Source organism: Proteus sp. NMG38-2 (genome assembly GCF_020640995.1).
Lineage (GTDB): Bacteria > Pseudomonadota > Gammaproteobacteria > Enterobacterales > Enterobacteriaceae > Proteus.
Genome location: NZ_CP085481.1, coordinates 2,764,219 through 2,779,319, shown reverse-complemented (window position 1 = coordinate 2,779,319; position 15,101 = coordinate 2,764,219). Strand labels below are relative to the sequence as shown.

Below are 15,101 nucleotides of genomic sequence, written 5' to 3'. Positions count from 1 at the left end.
CGGGGATAAACCGTCTCTGCTGTTTTAAATGATGTGGCTTTAGGCGTGTTCCCCGTATGCACGGGGATAAACCGAACACAGAGTCTTCATAATCAGCGGAGTTTCGGTGTTCCCCGTATGCACGGGGATAAACCGACTCATAATACTCCCTCCTGTGAGTATTCTCAGTGTTCCCCGTATGCACGGGGATAAACCGACAGTGTCACTTTCACTACTGGGCGCGAGGGTGTGTTCCCCGTATGCACGGGGATAAACCGTAATCAACCATAATCAACGATAATTCGGGATGGTGTTCCCCGTATGCACGGGGATAAACCGTAAAACACTAGATGCCATTCTTGACTTGGGTGGTGTTCCCCGTATGCACGGGGATAAACCGAGTTATTTATCTCTGACTTCAAAAATAAAATAGTGTTCCCCGTATGCACGGGGATAAACCGCAATTCTTTAAGTTGATTATCGATATATTGAAGTGTTCCCCGTATGCACGGGGATAAACCGTTATTAGAGATACAGCGTAATAACATGGACGAGTGTTCCCCGTATGCACGGGGATAAACCGTCACTGGAACGACAATTACAAGGCATCGGGTAGTGTTCCCCGTATGCACGGGGATAAACCGGCATTGGTAATTTTTCTACTATGTTTGTGAATGTGTTCCCCGTATGCACGGGGATAAACCGAAACATCTACAGCCAACGCCCATCTAATCGCAGTGTTCCCCGTATGCACGGGGATAAACCAACGTTCCCTACAGGAATCACACCTATAATTTTTTTTCCTTTTCTATTAATCTTCGTCATTGAGCCTATACATATATCACTTTGAATTAATATGTTTATTTTATGAATAATAATGCTATTATCCTGAGTGAATATTCACGATGTGTATATTTTCGTACCTAATTAATTATAAAAATAGGTTTAACATCACAATCACTAAGGAAAAAGAAGATGTCTTTTGGTATTCGATATCTTGCGTTGTTACCACTTTTTGTTATCACTGCTTGCCAACAACCTGTTAATCACAATCCACCAGCGACTCAAACAGCTCAGGTTCAGCCTGCAATCGTGAATAACTCATGGATTGAAATTTCACGTAGTGCGCTCGATTTTAATGTGAAAAAAGTACAATCACTTTTAGGTGATAAATCCTCGCTTTGTGCTGTTTTAAAAGGGGATGCATATGGCCATGATTTATCGTTAGTTGCACCTGTTATGATTGAAAACAATGTGCAATGTATTGGTGTAACGAATAACCAAGAGCTAAAAGAAGTGCGTGATCTAGGATTCCAAGGTCGTTTAATGCGTGTGCGTAATGCCACAGAGCAAGAAATGGCTCAGGCGACAAGCTATAACGTGGAAGAATTGATTGGTAACTTAGATATGGCTAAGAAATTAGATGCCATTGCTAAACAACAAAATAAAGTGATCCCTATTCATCTTGCCTTAAATTCAGGTGGAATGTCTCGTAATGGATTAGAAGTTAATAACAATGCGGGGCTTGAAGAAGCAAAGCAAATTGCTCAATTAGCTAACCTTAAAGTGGTTGGCATTATGTCTCATTATCCTGAAGAAGATGCGGATAAAGTAAGAGAAGATCTCGCTCGTTTTAAACAGCAATCACAAAAGGTATTGGATGTTACTGGGCTAAACCGTAAAGACGTTACTCTGCATATGGCAAATACTTTTGCCACAATTACCGTACCTGGATCATGGTTAGATATGGTGCGTGTAGGCGGGATTTTTTATGGTGATACCATCGCAAGTACAGATTACAAACGTGTTATGACTTTTAAATCCAATATTGCCTCAATCAATTATTATCCTAAAGGTAATACTGTTGGGTATGATCGCACTTACACACTAAAACGTGATTCAGTATTAGCTAATATCCCTGTTGGCTATGCAGATGGTTATCGTCGAGTCTTTAGTAATGCAGGACATGCTTTAATTGGTGGTCAACGTGTGCCTGTTTTAGGTAAAACATCAATGAATACGGTGATTGTTGATATTACCGATCTTAAAAATATCAATTCAGGGGATGAAGTCGTGTTCTTTGGTAAGCAAGGTAATGCAGAGATCACTGCTGAAGAGGTTGAAGATATTAGTGGTGCACTGTTTACAGAGATGTCGATTTTGTGGGGGGCGACCAATCAGCGTGTACTCGTGGATTAAAGTAGGGTACTTGTGATCACCAATCTCAACAACTTTTGAGAGAAATTGTGGGGGAATTTCCCCCACAAAACTATTTATCGCAAGATAAAATAGCTTGAACTACGGTGTCGCCACTACTGATATTAAAAGAACATAATCTTTCATGTTTCAGTAAAGCAAAACACCAAACTGTAATACATACAGTAATCAGCCCTAATAGGGCAAGCTTAGTCACTTCTCTTGACACTCTTTTATAAAGGAGACAGAATCAAGTTGGTTGGTTTTGAGACTGCCTCGAATTTTAGTCAAATAAGAAATCTGTAGAATAAAAAACGCCAAATGAAATTAATCATCTGGCGTTGTTTTATTTGAAGCGAACTTCAATAATTATGCGTTTTCTTGTTGGCTTGCTTGAATAGCTGTCAACGCAACGGTGTAGACGATATCGTCTACTAATGCACCACGAGAAAGGTCATTCACTGGTTTACGCATACCTTGTAACATTGGTCCGATTGAAACCAAGTCAGCTGAACGTTGTACCGCTTTATAAGTGGTATTACCGGTGTTCAGATCAGGGAAGATAAACACAGTCGCTTTACCTGCAACTGGTGAGTTTGGTGCTTTAGATTTAGCAACATCAGCCATAACAGCTGCGTCGTATTGTAAAGGACCATCAATCATCAGATCAGGGCGTTTTTCTTGCGCTAAACGTGTCGCTTCACGAACTTTCTCTACATCGCTACCTGCACCAGAGTTACCAGTAGAATAAGAGATCATCGCAACGCGTGGGTCGATACCGAATGCAATTGCAGAGTCTGCAGATTGGATTGCGATTTCAGCCAGTTGTTCCGCTGTTGGATCTGGGTTAATTGCACAGTCACCATAAACATAAACTTGTTCTGGTAACAGCATAAAGAACACAGAAGACACTAATGAGCTACCCGGTGCAGTTTTGATTAACTGTAGTGGTGGACGAATAGTGTTAGCCGTTGTATGAACAGCACCAGAAACAAGGCCATCTACTTCGCCTTTTTCCAGCATTAATGTGCCGAGAACAACGTTATCTTCTAACTGCTCACGAGCAACAACTTCTGTCATACCTTTGCTTTTACGCAGTTCAACTAAGCGAGGTACATAAATTTCACGTACTTCTTTAGGATTGACTAACTCAATGCCTGTGCCTAATTCAACACCTTGTGCGGTTGCTACACGACGAATTTCTTCAGGATCGCCTAACAGTACGCAAGTAGCGATACCACGATCAGCACAAATTGCTGCTGCTTTAACAGTACGTGGCTCATCACCTTCTGGTAAAACGATACGTTTTTTCGCTTTACGTGCTAATTCTGTTAATTGGTAACGGAATGCTGGTGGTGATAAACGGTTAGGGCGTTCAGAGTTAGCGGTCAGTGAATCAATCCATTGTGTATTGATATGTTGAGCAACGTAGTTCTGAATTTTTTCAATACGTTCATGGTCATCAGCAGGCACTTCTAAGCTAAAACTTTGAAGATTTAAAGAAGTCTGCCAAGTGTTTGCATTAACCATAAAGATTGGTAAGCCAGTTTCGAATGCACGTTCACAAAGTTGTTTGATAGGAGCATCGATTTGGTAACCACCTGTTAGTAGGATTGCACCAATTTCAACGCCATTCATTGCTGCAAGGCACGCTGAAACTAATACATCTGGGCGATCCGCAGAAGTCACTAAAAGTGAACCAGGGCGGAAGTGCTCTAACATGTGTGGAATACTACGGGCACAGAAAGTCACAGACTTAATACGACGGGTTTCAATATCGCCTTTATTGACGACTGTCGCATTTAAGTGTTTTGCCATATCTGTTGCACGGGTAGCGATTAAATCGAAGTTCCAAGGAATGCAACCCAGTAAAGGCAGTGGGCTATTCTTTTCAATGGTTTTTAAATCGACATTAGAGATAATCGCTTTATTTGAATCATCAAATATTTCAGATAAGTCAGGGCGAGTACGGCCTTGATCATCAACAGGTGCATTTAGTTTGTTAACAATAACACCGGTGATATTTTGGTTTTTTACACCGCCAAATTCAGCACGCGCAAATTCGATACGCTCTTTTAGCTGTTCAACCGTGTTGTTACCTAATGCAGTAACGAAAACAATTTCAGCACCTAATGTTTTTGCAATTTCATAGTTTAATGATTGTGCAAAAGGGTGCTTACGCATAGGTACCAGACCTTCGATGAGAATAACTTCTGCATCAGCGGTGTTTTCATGGTATCTAGCAACAATTTCTTCCATCAGAACATCTTTTTGGTTTGAGCTGAGCAGAGACTCAACATAATCCATGTTTAAAGGTTCTGATGATTGAATAGTGGAGTGAGAACGGATAATCGCAGTTGTCTGATCTAATGCGCCTTTTACACGAGGTTGTGCAATAGGTTTGAACACGCTAAGGCGAACGCCTTTTTGTTCCATAGAACGGATAACACCCAAGCTGACGCTGGTTAAACCTACGCGTGTATCAGTTGGGACTAACATAATTGTACGGGACACGGAAACCTCTTTAAATATCGGTTGCTCGTTATGTAAAACAGTACTGCCAGCATGACACTGGCAGTACATCAAAGAACTTAAGCGGTCAGGCGACTTGCGTCCTGAGCGATAACTAACTCTTCGTTAGTTGGGATAACAACAGCAAGACGGCTGTTATCGGTAGTGATAGTGCCTGATTTACCGAAACGTGCATCTAAGTTACGTTGATGATCAACTTCAAAACCTAATAGAGCCAGTTTTTTCAGAGATAATTCACGTACCATTGCTGCGTTTTCACCGATGCCACCAGTAAAGATAATAGCATCTAAACGACCTTCCATCAGTGCACAGTAAGAGCCGATGTATTTCGCTAAACGATGGCAATAAACGTCCATTGCACGTTTAGCATCTGCTTTAGTTTCATAGTTATCTTCAACATAACGGCAGTCACTAGTGACTTCAGTTAAACCTAATAAGCCTGATTCTTTAGTTAGCAGTTTATTAATGTCATCAACGCTCATACCTAAAGTATCATGTAAATGGAATACGATAGCAGGGTCGATATCACCACTACGTGTACCCATCACTAAACCTTCTAATGGAGTCAGACCCATAGAAGTATCAACACATTTACCGTTAACGATAGCAGATACAGAACCACCATTGCCTAAGTGGCAAGTGATTACATTCAGTTCATCAACAGGTTTATTTAACATTTTAGCGGCTTCACGGGAAACGAAGAAATGGCTAGTTCCGTGAGCACCGTAACGACGGATGCTGTGATCTTTATATAAGCTGTATGGCAGTGCATACAGATAAGCTTCTTCTGGCATTGTTTGGTGGAATGCAGTGTCAAATACCGCAACCATTTTCTCAATTAAATGAGGGAATGCTTTACGCGCTTCTTCAATACCAATAAGGTGAGCTGGGTTATGTAATGGAGCAAATGGGATAGCAGCTTCAATACCTTTGATAACTTCGTCAGTGATCACGACAGATTTAGTGAACTTCTCACCACCGTGAACAATACGGTGACCAATTGAAGCGATTTGTGCAGACAGTTCTGGTTTTTCAGCCAGAATAGTATTTACGATAAAGTTTAATGCTTCGCTATGAGCAGCACCTGCGCCTAACGCAGCTTCATGTTTTTGGCCATCCATTTTCCACTTCAGGCGGGCTTCAGGAAGGTTGAAGCATTCAGCCAAACCTGAAAGGAATTCTTCACCATTTTCTGGGTTGATAATTGCAAATTTAAGAGAAGAACTACCGCAGTTCAGTACCAGCACCAGCTTACTTGACATGGAATTACCTATTTATCTTGTTGTCGTAGTGTCTTTTATATTATAAAGACGGTGGTTAATAAAACGTCAATCATAAAAGCCTATCGCATTACTATGATGACATTAATGACGCGCATCATGCTTAAAGTAAAAAACTTGATGCTAATTATAGTTGCCAATCATTAATTGGACGATTTTTATTCACCCATTAGCTTTTCGCGTTAAAATCGGCGAAAAGGGTTGAAAATCACGCCGGCAAACAAAATATAGCGCTTTATTGCCACAAACCTTTAGAATGGGCACAGGATACAGAGTAAAGGCAACAAAGACAAAATATACTTAATTCTACTAAAAGATTTTTATTCTTTATAGATATTTTTTAAAAGTTACAGAAGAAATTGATTGAGGTCATTATGAGCGAACCGACAGTGACTCCTCCCGGCTTTTTTAAGAAGCTTCGTTTGGGTAATGAGTATTTAAAAACCTGGCCGGTTGAAAAGCAATTAGCGCCCGTATTCCCTGAAAATCGCATTGTCAAAGCAACACGATTTGGCATTCGCTATATGCCGCCGATCGCCATTTTTACAATGACATGGCAAATTGCTTTAGGGGGAAATTTAGGGCCTGCAATTACAACAGCGTTATTTGCCTGTAGCCTGCCAATGCAAGGGTTATGGTGGTTAGGTAAGCGTGCAGCAACCCCTCTTCCTGGCACATTATTACGCTGGTTTTATGAGATACGCGAGAAATTTGAAGAAGCAGGCATTGCTTTAGCACCTGTGGAACAAACGCCGACTTACCTTTCTCTAGCACATTTATTAAAACGTGCTTTTAAGCAACTTGATCGCTCTTTTCTTGATGATGTGTAGAACATTTGTTCTACCTTCGTCATTTGTCATTATTGTCTTTAGAATTACCCCGTTGAGATCAAAAAACGCGTAGTTAACACTACTCAATACTTTTGATTAATGTCATGCTCTTCTCAATGATTTCTTTGGAGAATTAATGATGGAAATGACACACGCACAACGCTTGATCCTCTCTAATCAATATAAAATGATGACTATGATGGATCCTGATAACGCTGAACGTTATCGTCGCTATCAGACAATCATTGAACGCGGTTACGGATTACAATTACGTGAACTAGACCGTGATTTTGATGAAATGTCAGAGGAGACTTGCCGTACCATTATTAACGTCATGGAAATGTACCATGCACTGCAAGTTTCTCGCGATAACTTAAAAGACCAAGAAATGCCGGATGCTCGTCGTGTTGCATTTATTGGCTTTGATGCGGCGACAGAATCCCGCTATCTTAGTTATGTGCGTTTTATGGTGAATACAGAAGGGCGCTATACGCATTTTGATAGCGGTAGTCATGGTTTCAACTCACAAACACCAATGTGGGAAAAATACCAAAGAATGCTGGCTGTTTGGTTAGCCTGCCCTCGTCAATATCACCTTAGCGCCGTTGAAATCCAACAAATTCTTAATGCGTAATAAGTAACGCATCATTCTAAGGTAGGCATAAATTATGGCGATCACATGTAAAGGCTTTCTGTTTGATTTAGATGGAACATTAGTTGATTCATTACCCGTTGTTGAATATTGTTGGGCGTTATTTGGTGAACGCGTTGGCATATCAACACAAGAGATTAATGACTATATTCATGGAAAGCCAGCCATTGAGTCGATTCGCCATTTTATGCCTAATGCTTCCGAACAAGAGATAACAGATACCTTTCGTTGGTTAGAAAAATTAGAATCAACACAAACAGAAGGTTTAGCACCGCTTCCGGGGGCTATTGAGTTAATTAATCACCTTAATGAATTAGATATTCCGTGGGCAATTGTGACTTCAGGTACCGTACCAATCGCATCAACGCGCCAATCTGTCACTGGTATTCCTGAACCTAAACATTGGGTTACAGCGGAATGTATTAGTAAGGGTAAACCTAATCCTGAGCCTTATCTTTTAGGAGCTAAAAAATTGGGTTTATTGCCTCAAGAATGTGTGGTTTTTGAAGACGCAGCGGCCGGTATTTACTCTGGTTTAGATGCAGGATGTCAAGTCGTTGCTGTTCATGCTCCTTTATCCCTTCCTCGCCGTAATGAGATTCATTTAATTATTGATTCTTTAAATGATATTCAAATCGAGAAGCAAGCTGAAAAAGTGATAATAACGCACAAAAGATAGTCTTTTCTTTGATCATACTAGAAGACTTATCGATGTAAAAATGGTCTACTTATCAATGTAGTGAATTGATGTCTTAACCTGTTTTCACTTATTGCTGATCGAGGCCATTTTGAATAGCGAATTATTATGGGTTTTAAGCCTGCTATTGATAGCTATTGTCCTTTTTACGACCAACAAAATCCGCATGGATGTGGTCGCTTTACTTGTCATCATCGCATTCGTTCTTAGCGGTACACTTACATTAAATGAAGCCACAGTAGGATTTAGTGATCCTAACGTATTACTTATTGCTGCCCTTTTTGTTATTGGCGAAGGGTTAGTGAGAACAGGCGTGGCTTATCAAATGGGTGACTGGCTTGTACGTGTTGCGGGTAGCAGTGAAGTTAAAATGCTTGTGCTATTAATGATATGTGTTGCAAGTTTGGGGGCTTTCATGAGCTCAACGGGCGTGGTAGCTATCTTTATCCCTGTTGTGCTGAGCGTTGCTGCTCGGATGAAAACATCACCAGGTCGTTTAATGATGCCGCTAGGTTTTGCGGGCCTTATCAGTGGATTAATGACCTTAGTGGCGACTCCGCCTAATATGGTTGTTAACAGTGAATTAGTCAGAGAAGGATTGCCAAGTTTTCAATTTTTCTCCATTACACCAATTGGTATTGCTGTATTGTTTGCCGGTATTCTATATATGCTGGTAGTACGTCGTTGGTTAGGAAATAACGATAATGGGAAGCAAAAAGAGGCTTATCGTCGTACTTTCCGTGATCTTATTCGTGATTATCAATTAGCAGGACGTGCTCGTCGTTTAGCCATTCGTAAAGGCTCCCCACTTGTAGGTCATTCACTTGATGAATTGCACCTACGTTCTCGTTATGGTGCAAACGTTGTTGGTATCGAACGCTGGAGGCGGTTTCGGCGTGTGATGGTCAGCGCAACAGGGGGCACTGAATTAAGAGAGCGTGATGTTTTATTGATAGATATGTCTGCCAGTGATGTTGATTTGCGCGAATTTTGCCGTGAACAGATGCTAGAGCCGATGGTATTACGAGGAGAATATTTCTCAGAACAATCCCGCGATGTCGGTCTTGCTGAAGTATCTATGAATCCAGATTCAGAGTTATTAGGCAAATCATTAAGAGAGATAAAATTCCGTACTCGCTACGGGTTAAACGTTGTTGCTATTCGGCGAGAAGGTAATGCGTTACCGGGTAAAATTGTTGATGAGCCATTACGTCTTGGTGATGTGTTGTTGGTTATTGGTGATTGGAAGCTTATTCGGGTTTTATCGACTAAACCACGTAATTTTATCGTGTTAAATTTAGCCGCAGAAATTGAAACGGTTGCGCCAGCTTCATCACAAGCACCTCATGCATTATTTTCGTTAGCATTAATGGTGGCATTAATGGTGACAAATGAAGTGCCTAACTTTATTGCTGCACTTATTGCTTGTTTATTAATGGGTAAATTCCGTTGTATTGATATGGAAAGTGCCTATCGTTCTATCCATTGGCCAAGTATTATCTTGATTGTGGGTATGATGCCATTTGCCGCGGCATTACAAAAAACGGGCGGTATTGAGCTTATTGTAAATGGTTTAATGGATGTCGCTGGTAGTGCAGGGCCTCAAGTGATGTTGGTATGTTTATTTGTACTCTGCGCATCAATTGGGTTGTTTATCTCAAATACGGCAACGGCGGTATTAATGGCTCCCATTGCGATTGCCGCTGCAAACCAAATGAATGTCTCACCGTTACCATTTGCAATGGTGATTGGTGTTGCTGCATCAGCCGCATTTATGACACCTGTATCATCACCAGTTAATACACTTATTCTTGAACCTGGCGGTTATAAATTTGCAGATTTTATTAAGATTGGTGTGCCATTTACGATTATTGTAATGTTTATTAGCGTATTCTTGATCCCGCTATTATTTCCATTCTAATGTTCTGCATTTTTCTGAAACGCCGTTTAGTTATTATAAACGGCGTTTTTTGATCATTTACTCACTAATTTCATCAAGAGATAAACTAAACCCAGGTACAAACACCTTCATAAAATAGTCCATTTCAGGGCTGTGTCTTTCTGCCAATGTTTTTTCTAAGCGATTTTTTGCTAGATTAAATTCACTGTTACCTGCAGCAAGTTCTTCAAGGCATTTTAAATAAGCACATAAACTATCAGCTTGTTTGACAATAAAGGTTTCTTCCTCACTATGTAATTGTTCATCAATAAGAGGACGAAAATCTTCTTGTAATTCTTCGGGTAGCATTTCAATTAATTTTTGCTGTGCGTATTTTTCTATTTTTTTATATTCATGAGCAATCTGTGGATTATGGTACTTAATTGGGGTTGGCATATCGCCAGTGATCACTTCGCTGGCATCATGATACATCGCTTGTAATGCAATACGCTCCGCATTGACATTACCATCAAACTTACGATTTTTAATCACCGCTAAAGCATGGGCGACAAAAGCGACTTGTAAACTGTGCTCAGAAACATTTTCTTGGCGAATATTACGCATTAAAGGCCAACGAGTAATGAGTTTCAAGCGAGAAAGGTGGGCAAAAAAGTAACTCATAATATCTCCCAATTGCGTGATTGATGACATTATTGTGAGTGGATAACTAACAGATGTAAACGTCAATAAAAAAGAAAATAAAAAAACGCAATATAACGGGTTGTTATACTGCGTTTTCTCTAATAGAAGACAATTTTATTGGTGATAACCCACAATAAAGCGTCCAAATTTTTGAATTGCCATATCTAAATCATCTTCACGGGGAAGGGTGACGATACGGAAATGGTCTGGATATGGCCAGTTAAAGGCCGTACCTTGTACCAGTAACACTTTTTCTTGCAGTAATAAATCAAGGATCATTTTCTGATCGTCTTTAATACTGTAGCGATTAAGGTCTATTTTAGGGAACATATACAATGCACCCATAGGTTTAACGCAAGACACACCAGGAATTTGATTGATCAGTTCCCAAGCACGATTGCGTTGTTCGTATAAGCGACCACCCGGTAGAATAAATTCGCTAATACTTTGATAACCACCTAATGCAGTTTGAATGGCGTGTTGCATCGGAACGTTGGCGCATAACCGCATGGAAGCCAGCATATTTAAGCCTTCAATGTAGCTTTTAGCATGCTTTTTAGGGCCGTTTAATACCATCCAACCTTGGCGGAAACCTGCAACGCGATAGGTTTTTGATAAGCCGTTAAAGGTGACTGTTAATAAGTCAGGAGCCATTGCTGCAATAGAGTGGTGTTCGGCATCATCATAGAGAATTTTATCGTAGATTTCGTCGGCGAAGATAATTAGGTCATGCTGACGAGCTATTTCAACGATTTCCATCAAAATATCTTTGCTATATACCGCACCTGTTGGATTGTTTGGATTGATAATGACAATACCACGGGTATTTTTTGTAATTTTGCTACGAATATCATCGAGATCAGGGAACCAGCCTTGCTGTTCATCACACATATAATGAACTGCGTTTCCCCCGGAAAGGGAAACAGCTGCTGTCCATAAAGGATAATCTGGAGCTGGTACCAGCATTTCATCGCCATTATTTAATAAGGCTTGCATCGCTTGTACGATTAATTCAGAAACACCGTTACCAATATAGATGTCTTCAACAGTGACGTCACGCATGTCACGAGCTTGATAATGCTGCATGATTGCTTTGCGCGCAGAGAACAGTCCTTTTGAATCACTATAGCCCTGTGAGCTTGGTAGATTGCGAATAACATCTACTAAAATTTCATCAGGTGCTTCAAAGCCAAAAGGTGCCGGGTTACCAATATTGAGTTTTAAAACTTTATTACCTTCTTCTTCCAGACGTTTTGCTTCTTGCAAAACCGGACCTCTAATGTCGTAACAGACATGTTCGAGTTTGTTTGATTTTTTAATCTGATTCATAGCGCGTTTACCTAATAGGGTCTGACGTGTATCTCTACTGTGGCGACTTAGCGACATTTATCGCCAATTGCTATTCATATAGAAAGATACAAATGAAAAGGCTGTCCCAGCAAATAACTGTTCTATCACTCTACTCTTACGTTACAAACTTTTGAAGATGCTAGGTAATTTTTGGTGTAAAAGGTCAGTTTATTCTTAGAATGTTATTTTGATGACTGATTGTGTGGCTTATGTGAGATTTATATTTCAGTTTCAAGAATAATTCTGGATTATTATTCTGGTGAATAAGGGCTTTTTAGTGTGGTTATCAGAAATAAGTTGATGTGATACATAGATAGATGGAATGTTGCATAATCAATTATTGAATAATTTTATCGGATTTGTATTATCTGACTTAATATATTAAATTTTCAAATAATATGGTTAAATCTACTTTATTCTATAGCAATCAATCAGTTTAAGTATAAATTAAATTTAAATCTTAAATTTAATTTATAGGGGAAGATACTTAAATTGGAATGTATAGTTAAGATAATTTAAATTATTTTCAAAATGTTAAAATTTATGTACGAGAAAGCAATATAGTATGATCCAAGTCTAACTTGTGATGATGGTATGCAGTTCTTTCTTGTGAATGCTTGAAATGATAATAAAATTTAATTTGTTACAAAAAGATGCAATTCCTTTCTATCTAGGAGGTGTAAACGATAAGAAACAAATGTAAAGTATTCGGTATGTCTTTGCTCTCCTTTTCAGAGTAGAGTACTGTCTAATTAGAAGTCTTTTTTAGACTTTTGATAAAAAACACCAGGTATATGTAATTTAAAAATCAAAAATAAGTGAAGAATAAACAATGATTAATGCAAATCGTCCGATAATGAATCTCGACCTCGATCTGCTTAGAACGTTTGTAGCTGTAGCAGATTTAAACACGTTTGCAGCCGCTGCAGCTGCCGTATGTCGAACCCAGTCTGCGGTTAGTCAGCAGATGCAACGTTTAGAGCAATTGGTGGGCAGAGAGCTTTTCGCCCGTCATGGTCGTAATAAGTTACTTACAGAGCATGGCCTTCAATTATTAGGTTATGCACGTCAAATTTTACGTGCGAATGATGATGCAACTGCATCATTAACGTATAGCGATGCGGAAGGGGAACTACGTATTGGTGCCTCTGACGACTCTGTTGATACTTTATTGCCTTTTTTATTAAATCGTATCGCATCAGTATATCCACGTTTAGCGGTTGATGTACGTATTAAACGTTCTCAATATATTGAAACAATGCTAGATAATCATGAAATTGATTTAGCATTAACAACAGCCCGTATTGGTCATCATCCACGTACAGCGTTACGCACTGCACCTGTGTTATGGCACTGTGCGCCTGATTTCCAAATACAAATGAATGAGCCGCTCCCTTTAGTTGTGATGGATGAAACAAACCCATTCCGTCAATTAGCAACGAACACACTAGATGATGCGGGCATTCAATGGCGTATTGCTTATGAAGCGGCTTCTTTATCTGCTGTTCGTGCTGCCGTAAATGCAGAAGTGGGTATTACAGCGCGTCCACTTGAAATGCAAAATGCCGATTTACGTATTTTAGGCGAAAGCGAAGGTTTACCGCGTTTACCTGAAACACAATATTGGTTATATCGTAACTTTGATGAACAAAATGAAGCGGTGTTAACAGTATTCAATGCAATTGAAAACAAGAAAACACCTTATACCGTCACTGCACCTGAAGATATTAGCTCTACTGATCTGGAATAATCACATTAATCGTTGTGTAAATATTGAGTGTTAAAACACAAAAATTAAAGATTAAAAAAACAGTCAAATAAGACTGAATAGTGATGAATAATGATAAACGGGAATAGATGCAATTAAGCGCATTTATTTCCGTTTTTTTATTGTCATATTTGTATGTAGTAACATTATGTTAATATTTATGTTGATTTATGTATTTATCTTTGTGACATTTCATTCCATAACCGCCTTAACTGCTTGTTAAAAAAATGTTTAACTTCCTCCTGGGTTAATCAGTTGTAGGATTTGTTAACAAATAAAAAGATTGTCTAGGTTTTTAGAGAATAAAAACGCAAATCAAAACGGATATTTGACCTCCTCCACAATATTGGAAAGTTAATTTGTTAAAATTTGGATAAATTTTAAACTGATTAAGTATTTTTTCGACTATTTTGTGAGTTTGATCAAGAAAATAAGGCACATTTGCCTGTGTTGAGTCAGGTTTTTCCTGAGATACTGGTGTAGTAAAATCGAATTATCGGTTAGACTAAGCGTGTTAGCAAAAATTTTGTAGATTGACTGACACGTTTTAGCATTAGCCAGTAATTGGGTGTTAAAAATGAGTGTTAAATTTGTTAAATCGCGATAGAAAACAGCGTAATTTATTACAAAGTTTTCTAAAAAATAAGAAAGGTATAAATAGACTGTTATTATTTCTTTAATTAGCAAGCCTGTTTAATTCGCCTTTTTTTTCGTAATTAGAAATGTGGTGTAAACCGCCGGATAAGAGTTGGTTAATTGACACCACCTTTGATGAGTAAGCAATGAGTATGTCTACAACCACCGAAGTTATCGCCCATCATTGGGCATTTGCTGTCTTCCTCATAGGCGCATTGGGGTTATGTTCGCTCATGTTGTTGGGTGCCCGCTATTTAGGCGGACGCGCACAGGCAAGGGCAAAGCATGTTCCTTATGAATCTGGTCTTGATTCTGTTGGCAGCGCTCGTCTGCGCATGTCGGCTAAATTCTATTTAGTTGCCATGTTTTTCGTTATTTTCGATGTTGAAGCACTGTTTCTTTATGCCTGGGCTGTTTCCGTTCGTGAAGTCGGCTGGTTAGGCTTTATTGAAGCATCAGTCTTCATCGCTATTTTATTAGCTGGATTATTCTATTTGGTTCGCATAGGTGCATTAGATTGGACGCCTATTCGCTCTCGCCGTGAAACTGCGAGTAAAAGCCATGTTCGATTAACCAGCGGCAAACATCCGCAGCAGTAAT

The 15,101-nt window shown here is 39.4% G+C and carries 12 protein-coding genes and 1 CRISPR repeat array (1 of these 13 running past the window's edge); of the genes, 7 read left to right on the top strand and 5 right to left on the bottom strand.

The genetic code is table 11. The annotated features are described in order from the left end of the window. Nucleotides 1–745: a CRISPR direct-repeat array (repeat unit 29 nt; unit sequence GTGTTCCCCGTATGCACGGGGATAAACCG); it reaches 809 nt to the left of the window's first position. A gap of 209 nt (nucleotides 746–954) precedes the next feature. Next, nucleotides 955–2,178 (top strand): alanine racemase, encoded by a 1,224-nt coding sequence (gene alr / locus LG402_RS13305; protein ID WP_109407250.1) that lies wholly within the window; start codon nucleotides 955–957, stop codon nucleotides 2,176–2,178. A gap of 70 nt (nucleotides 2,179–2,248) precedes the next feature. Here the strand turns inward: alr and LG402_RS13300 are convergent, their stop codons facing one another. From LG402_RS13300 to ackA, 3 genes are all read right to left on the bottom strand, one after another. Beyond that, the gene (locus tag LG402_RS13300; protein ID WP_166540735.1) at nucleotides 2,249–2,392 is read right to left on the bottom strand and encodes a Hok/Gef family protein; all 144 of its coding nucleotides are present in this window, start codon (nucleotides 2,390–2,392) and stop codon (nucleotides 2,249–2,251) included. Between the two features lie 152 nt (nucleotides 2,393–2,544). Further along, a complete protein-coding gene (pta, locus tag LG402_RS13295; RefSeq protein WP_227335720.1) occupies nucleotides 2,545–4,689 on the bottom strand; it encodes a phosphate acetyltransferase in 2,145 nt (714 codons plus the stop codon). A gap of 77 nt (nucleotides 4,690–4,766) precedes the next feature. Next, nucleotides 4,767–5,969, bottom strand: coding sequence for an acetate kinase (gene ackA, locus LG402_RS13290; RefSeq protein ID WP_072068617.1), 1,203 nt, complete (start codon nucleotides 5,967–5,969; stop codon nucleotides 4,767–4,769). Nucleotides 5,970–6,361: 392 nt separating this feature from the next. On the opposite strand from ackA, the gene yfbV reads away from it, so the two are divergent. The 4 genes from yfbV (at nucleotide 6,362) to LG402_RS13270 (ending at nucleotide 10,087) form a co-directional block, all read left to right on the top strand. After that, nucleotides 6,362–6,817 (top strand): terminus macrodomain insulation protein YfbV, encoded by a 456-nt coding sequence (yfbV, locus tag LG402_RS13285; protein ID WP_166540732.1) that lies wholly within the window; start codon nucleotides 6,362–6,364, stop codon nucleotides 6,815–6,817. A 139-nt stretch (nucleotides 6,818–6,956) separates the two neighbouring features. Continuing rightward, the gene (locus tag LG402_RS13280) at nucleotides 6,957–7,451 is read left to right on the top strand and encodes a YfbU family protein (RefSeq protein WP_072068750.1); all 495 of its coding nucleotides are present in this window, start codon (nucleotides 6,957–6,959) and stop codon (nucleotides 7,449–7,451) included. A 34-nt stretch (nucleotides 7,452–7,485) separates the two neighbouring features. After that, nucleotides 7,486–8,148 carry a sugar phosphatase gene (locus tag LG402_RS13275; RefSeq protein ID WP_166540731.1) on the top strand — a complete coding sequence of 221 codons (663 nt, stop codon included), beginning with the start codon at nucleotides 7,486–7,488 and terminating at the stop codon, nucleotides 8,146–8,148. 109 nt (nucleotides 8,149–8,257) lie between these two features. Next, nucleotides 8,258–10,087, top strand: coding sequence for an SLC13 family permease (locus tag LG402_RS13270; RefSeq protein WP_166540730.1), 1,830 nt, complete (start codon nucleotides 8,258–8,260; stop codon nucleotides 10,085–10,087). Nucleotides 10,088–10,144: 57 nt separating this feature from the next. On the opposite strand, the gene yfbR is transcribed toward LG402_RS13270, so the two are convergent. Both yfbR and LG402_RS13260 read right to left on the bottom strand, forming a co-directional pair. Next, nucleotides 10,145–10,726: a 5'-deoxynucleotidase gene (gene yfbR / locus LG402_RS13265; protein ID WP_004243705.1), complete on the bottom strand. Its 582-nt coding sequence runs from the start codon at nucleotides 10,724–10,726 to the stop codon at nucleotides 10,145–10,147. A gap of 135 nt (nucleotides 10,727–10,861) precedes the next feature. Next, nucleotides 10,862–12,076 carry a pyridoxal phosphate-dependent aminotransferase gene (locus LG402_RS13260; RefSeq protein ID WP_072068611.1) on the bottom strand — a complete coding sequence of 405 codons (1,215 nt, stop codon included), beginning with the start codon at nucleotides 12,074–12,076 and terminating at the stop codon, nucleotides 10,862–10,864. Nucleotides 12,077–12,929: 853 nt separating this feature from the next. Between LG402_RS13260 and hexA the strand changes: the two genes are divergently transcribed. Together hexA and LG402_RS13250 are read left to right on the top strand one after the other, a co-directional pair. Next, nucleotides 12,930–13,847, top strand: a complete 918-nt coding sequence (gene hexA, locus LG402_RS13255) for a transcriptional regulator HexA (protein WP_166540729.1) — start codon at nucleotides 12,930–12,932, stop codon at nucleotides 13,845–13,847. Between the two features lie 800 nt (nucleotides 13,848–14,647). Then, the gene (locus LG402_RS13250; RefSeq protein WP_072068609.1) at nucleotides 14,648–15,100 is read left to right on the top strand and encodes an NADH-quinone oxidoreductase subunit A; all 453 of its coding nucleotides are present in this window, start codon (nucleotides 14,648–14,650) and stop codon (nucleotides 15,098–15,100) included. Nucleotide 15,101 lies beyond the last annotated feature (1 nt).

What these genes read in the sequence shown, in the direction of transcription:
- yfbR (WP_004243705.1), bottom strand. Translation starts at nt 10,726, where the DNA reads ATGAGTTACTTTTTTGCCCACCTTTCTCGCTTGAAACTCATTACTCGT.
- LG402_RS13250 (WP_072068609.1), top strand. Translation starts at nt 14,648, where the DNA reads ATGAGTATGTCTACAACCACCGAAGTTATCGCCCATCATTGGGCATTT.
- LG402_RS13275 (WP_166540731.1), top strand. Translation starts at nt 7,486, where the DNA reads ATGGCGATCACATGTAAAGGCTTTCTGTTTGATTTAGATGGAACATTA.
- ackA (WP_072068617.1), bottom strand. Translation starts at nt 5,969, where the DNA reads ATGTCAAGTAAGCTGGTGCTGGTACTGAACTGCGGTAGTTCTTCTCTT.
- LG402_RS13280 (WP_072068750.1), top strand. Translation starts at nt 6,957, where the DNA reads ATGGAAATGACACACGCACAACGCTTGATCCTCTCTAATCAATATAAA.
- yfbV (WP_166540732.1), top strand. Translation starts at nt 6,362, where the DNA reads ATGAGCGAACCGACAGTGACTCCTCCCGGCTTTTTTAAGAAGCTTCGT.
- alr (WP_109407250.1), top strand. Translation starts at nt 955, where the DNA reads ATGTCTTTTGGTATTCGATATCTTGCGTTGTTACCACTTTTTGTTATC.
- LG402_RS13260 (WP_072068611.1), bottom strand. Translation starts at nt 12,076, where the DNA reads ATGAATCAGATTAAAAAATCAAACAAACTCGAACATGTCTGTTACGAC.
- hexA (WP_166540729.1), top strand. Translation starts at nt 12,930, where the DNA reads ATGATTAATGCAAATCGTCCGATAATGAATCTCGACCTCGATCTGCTT.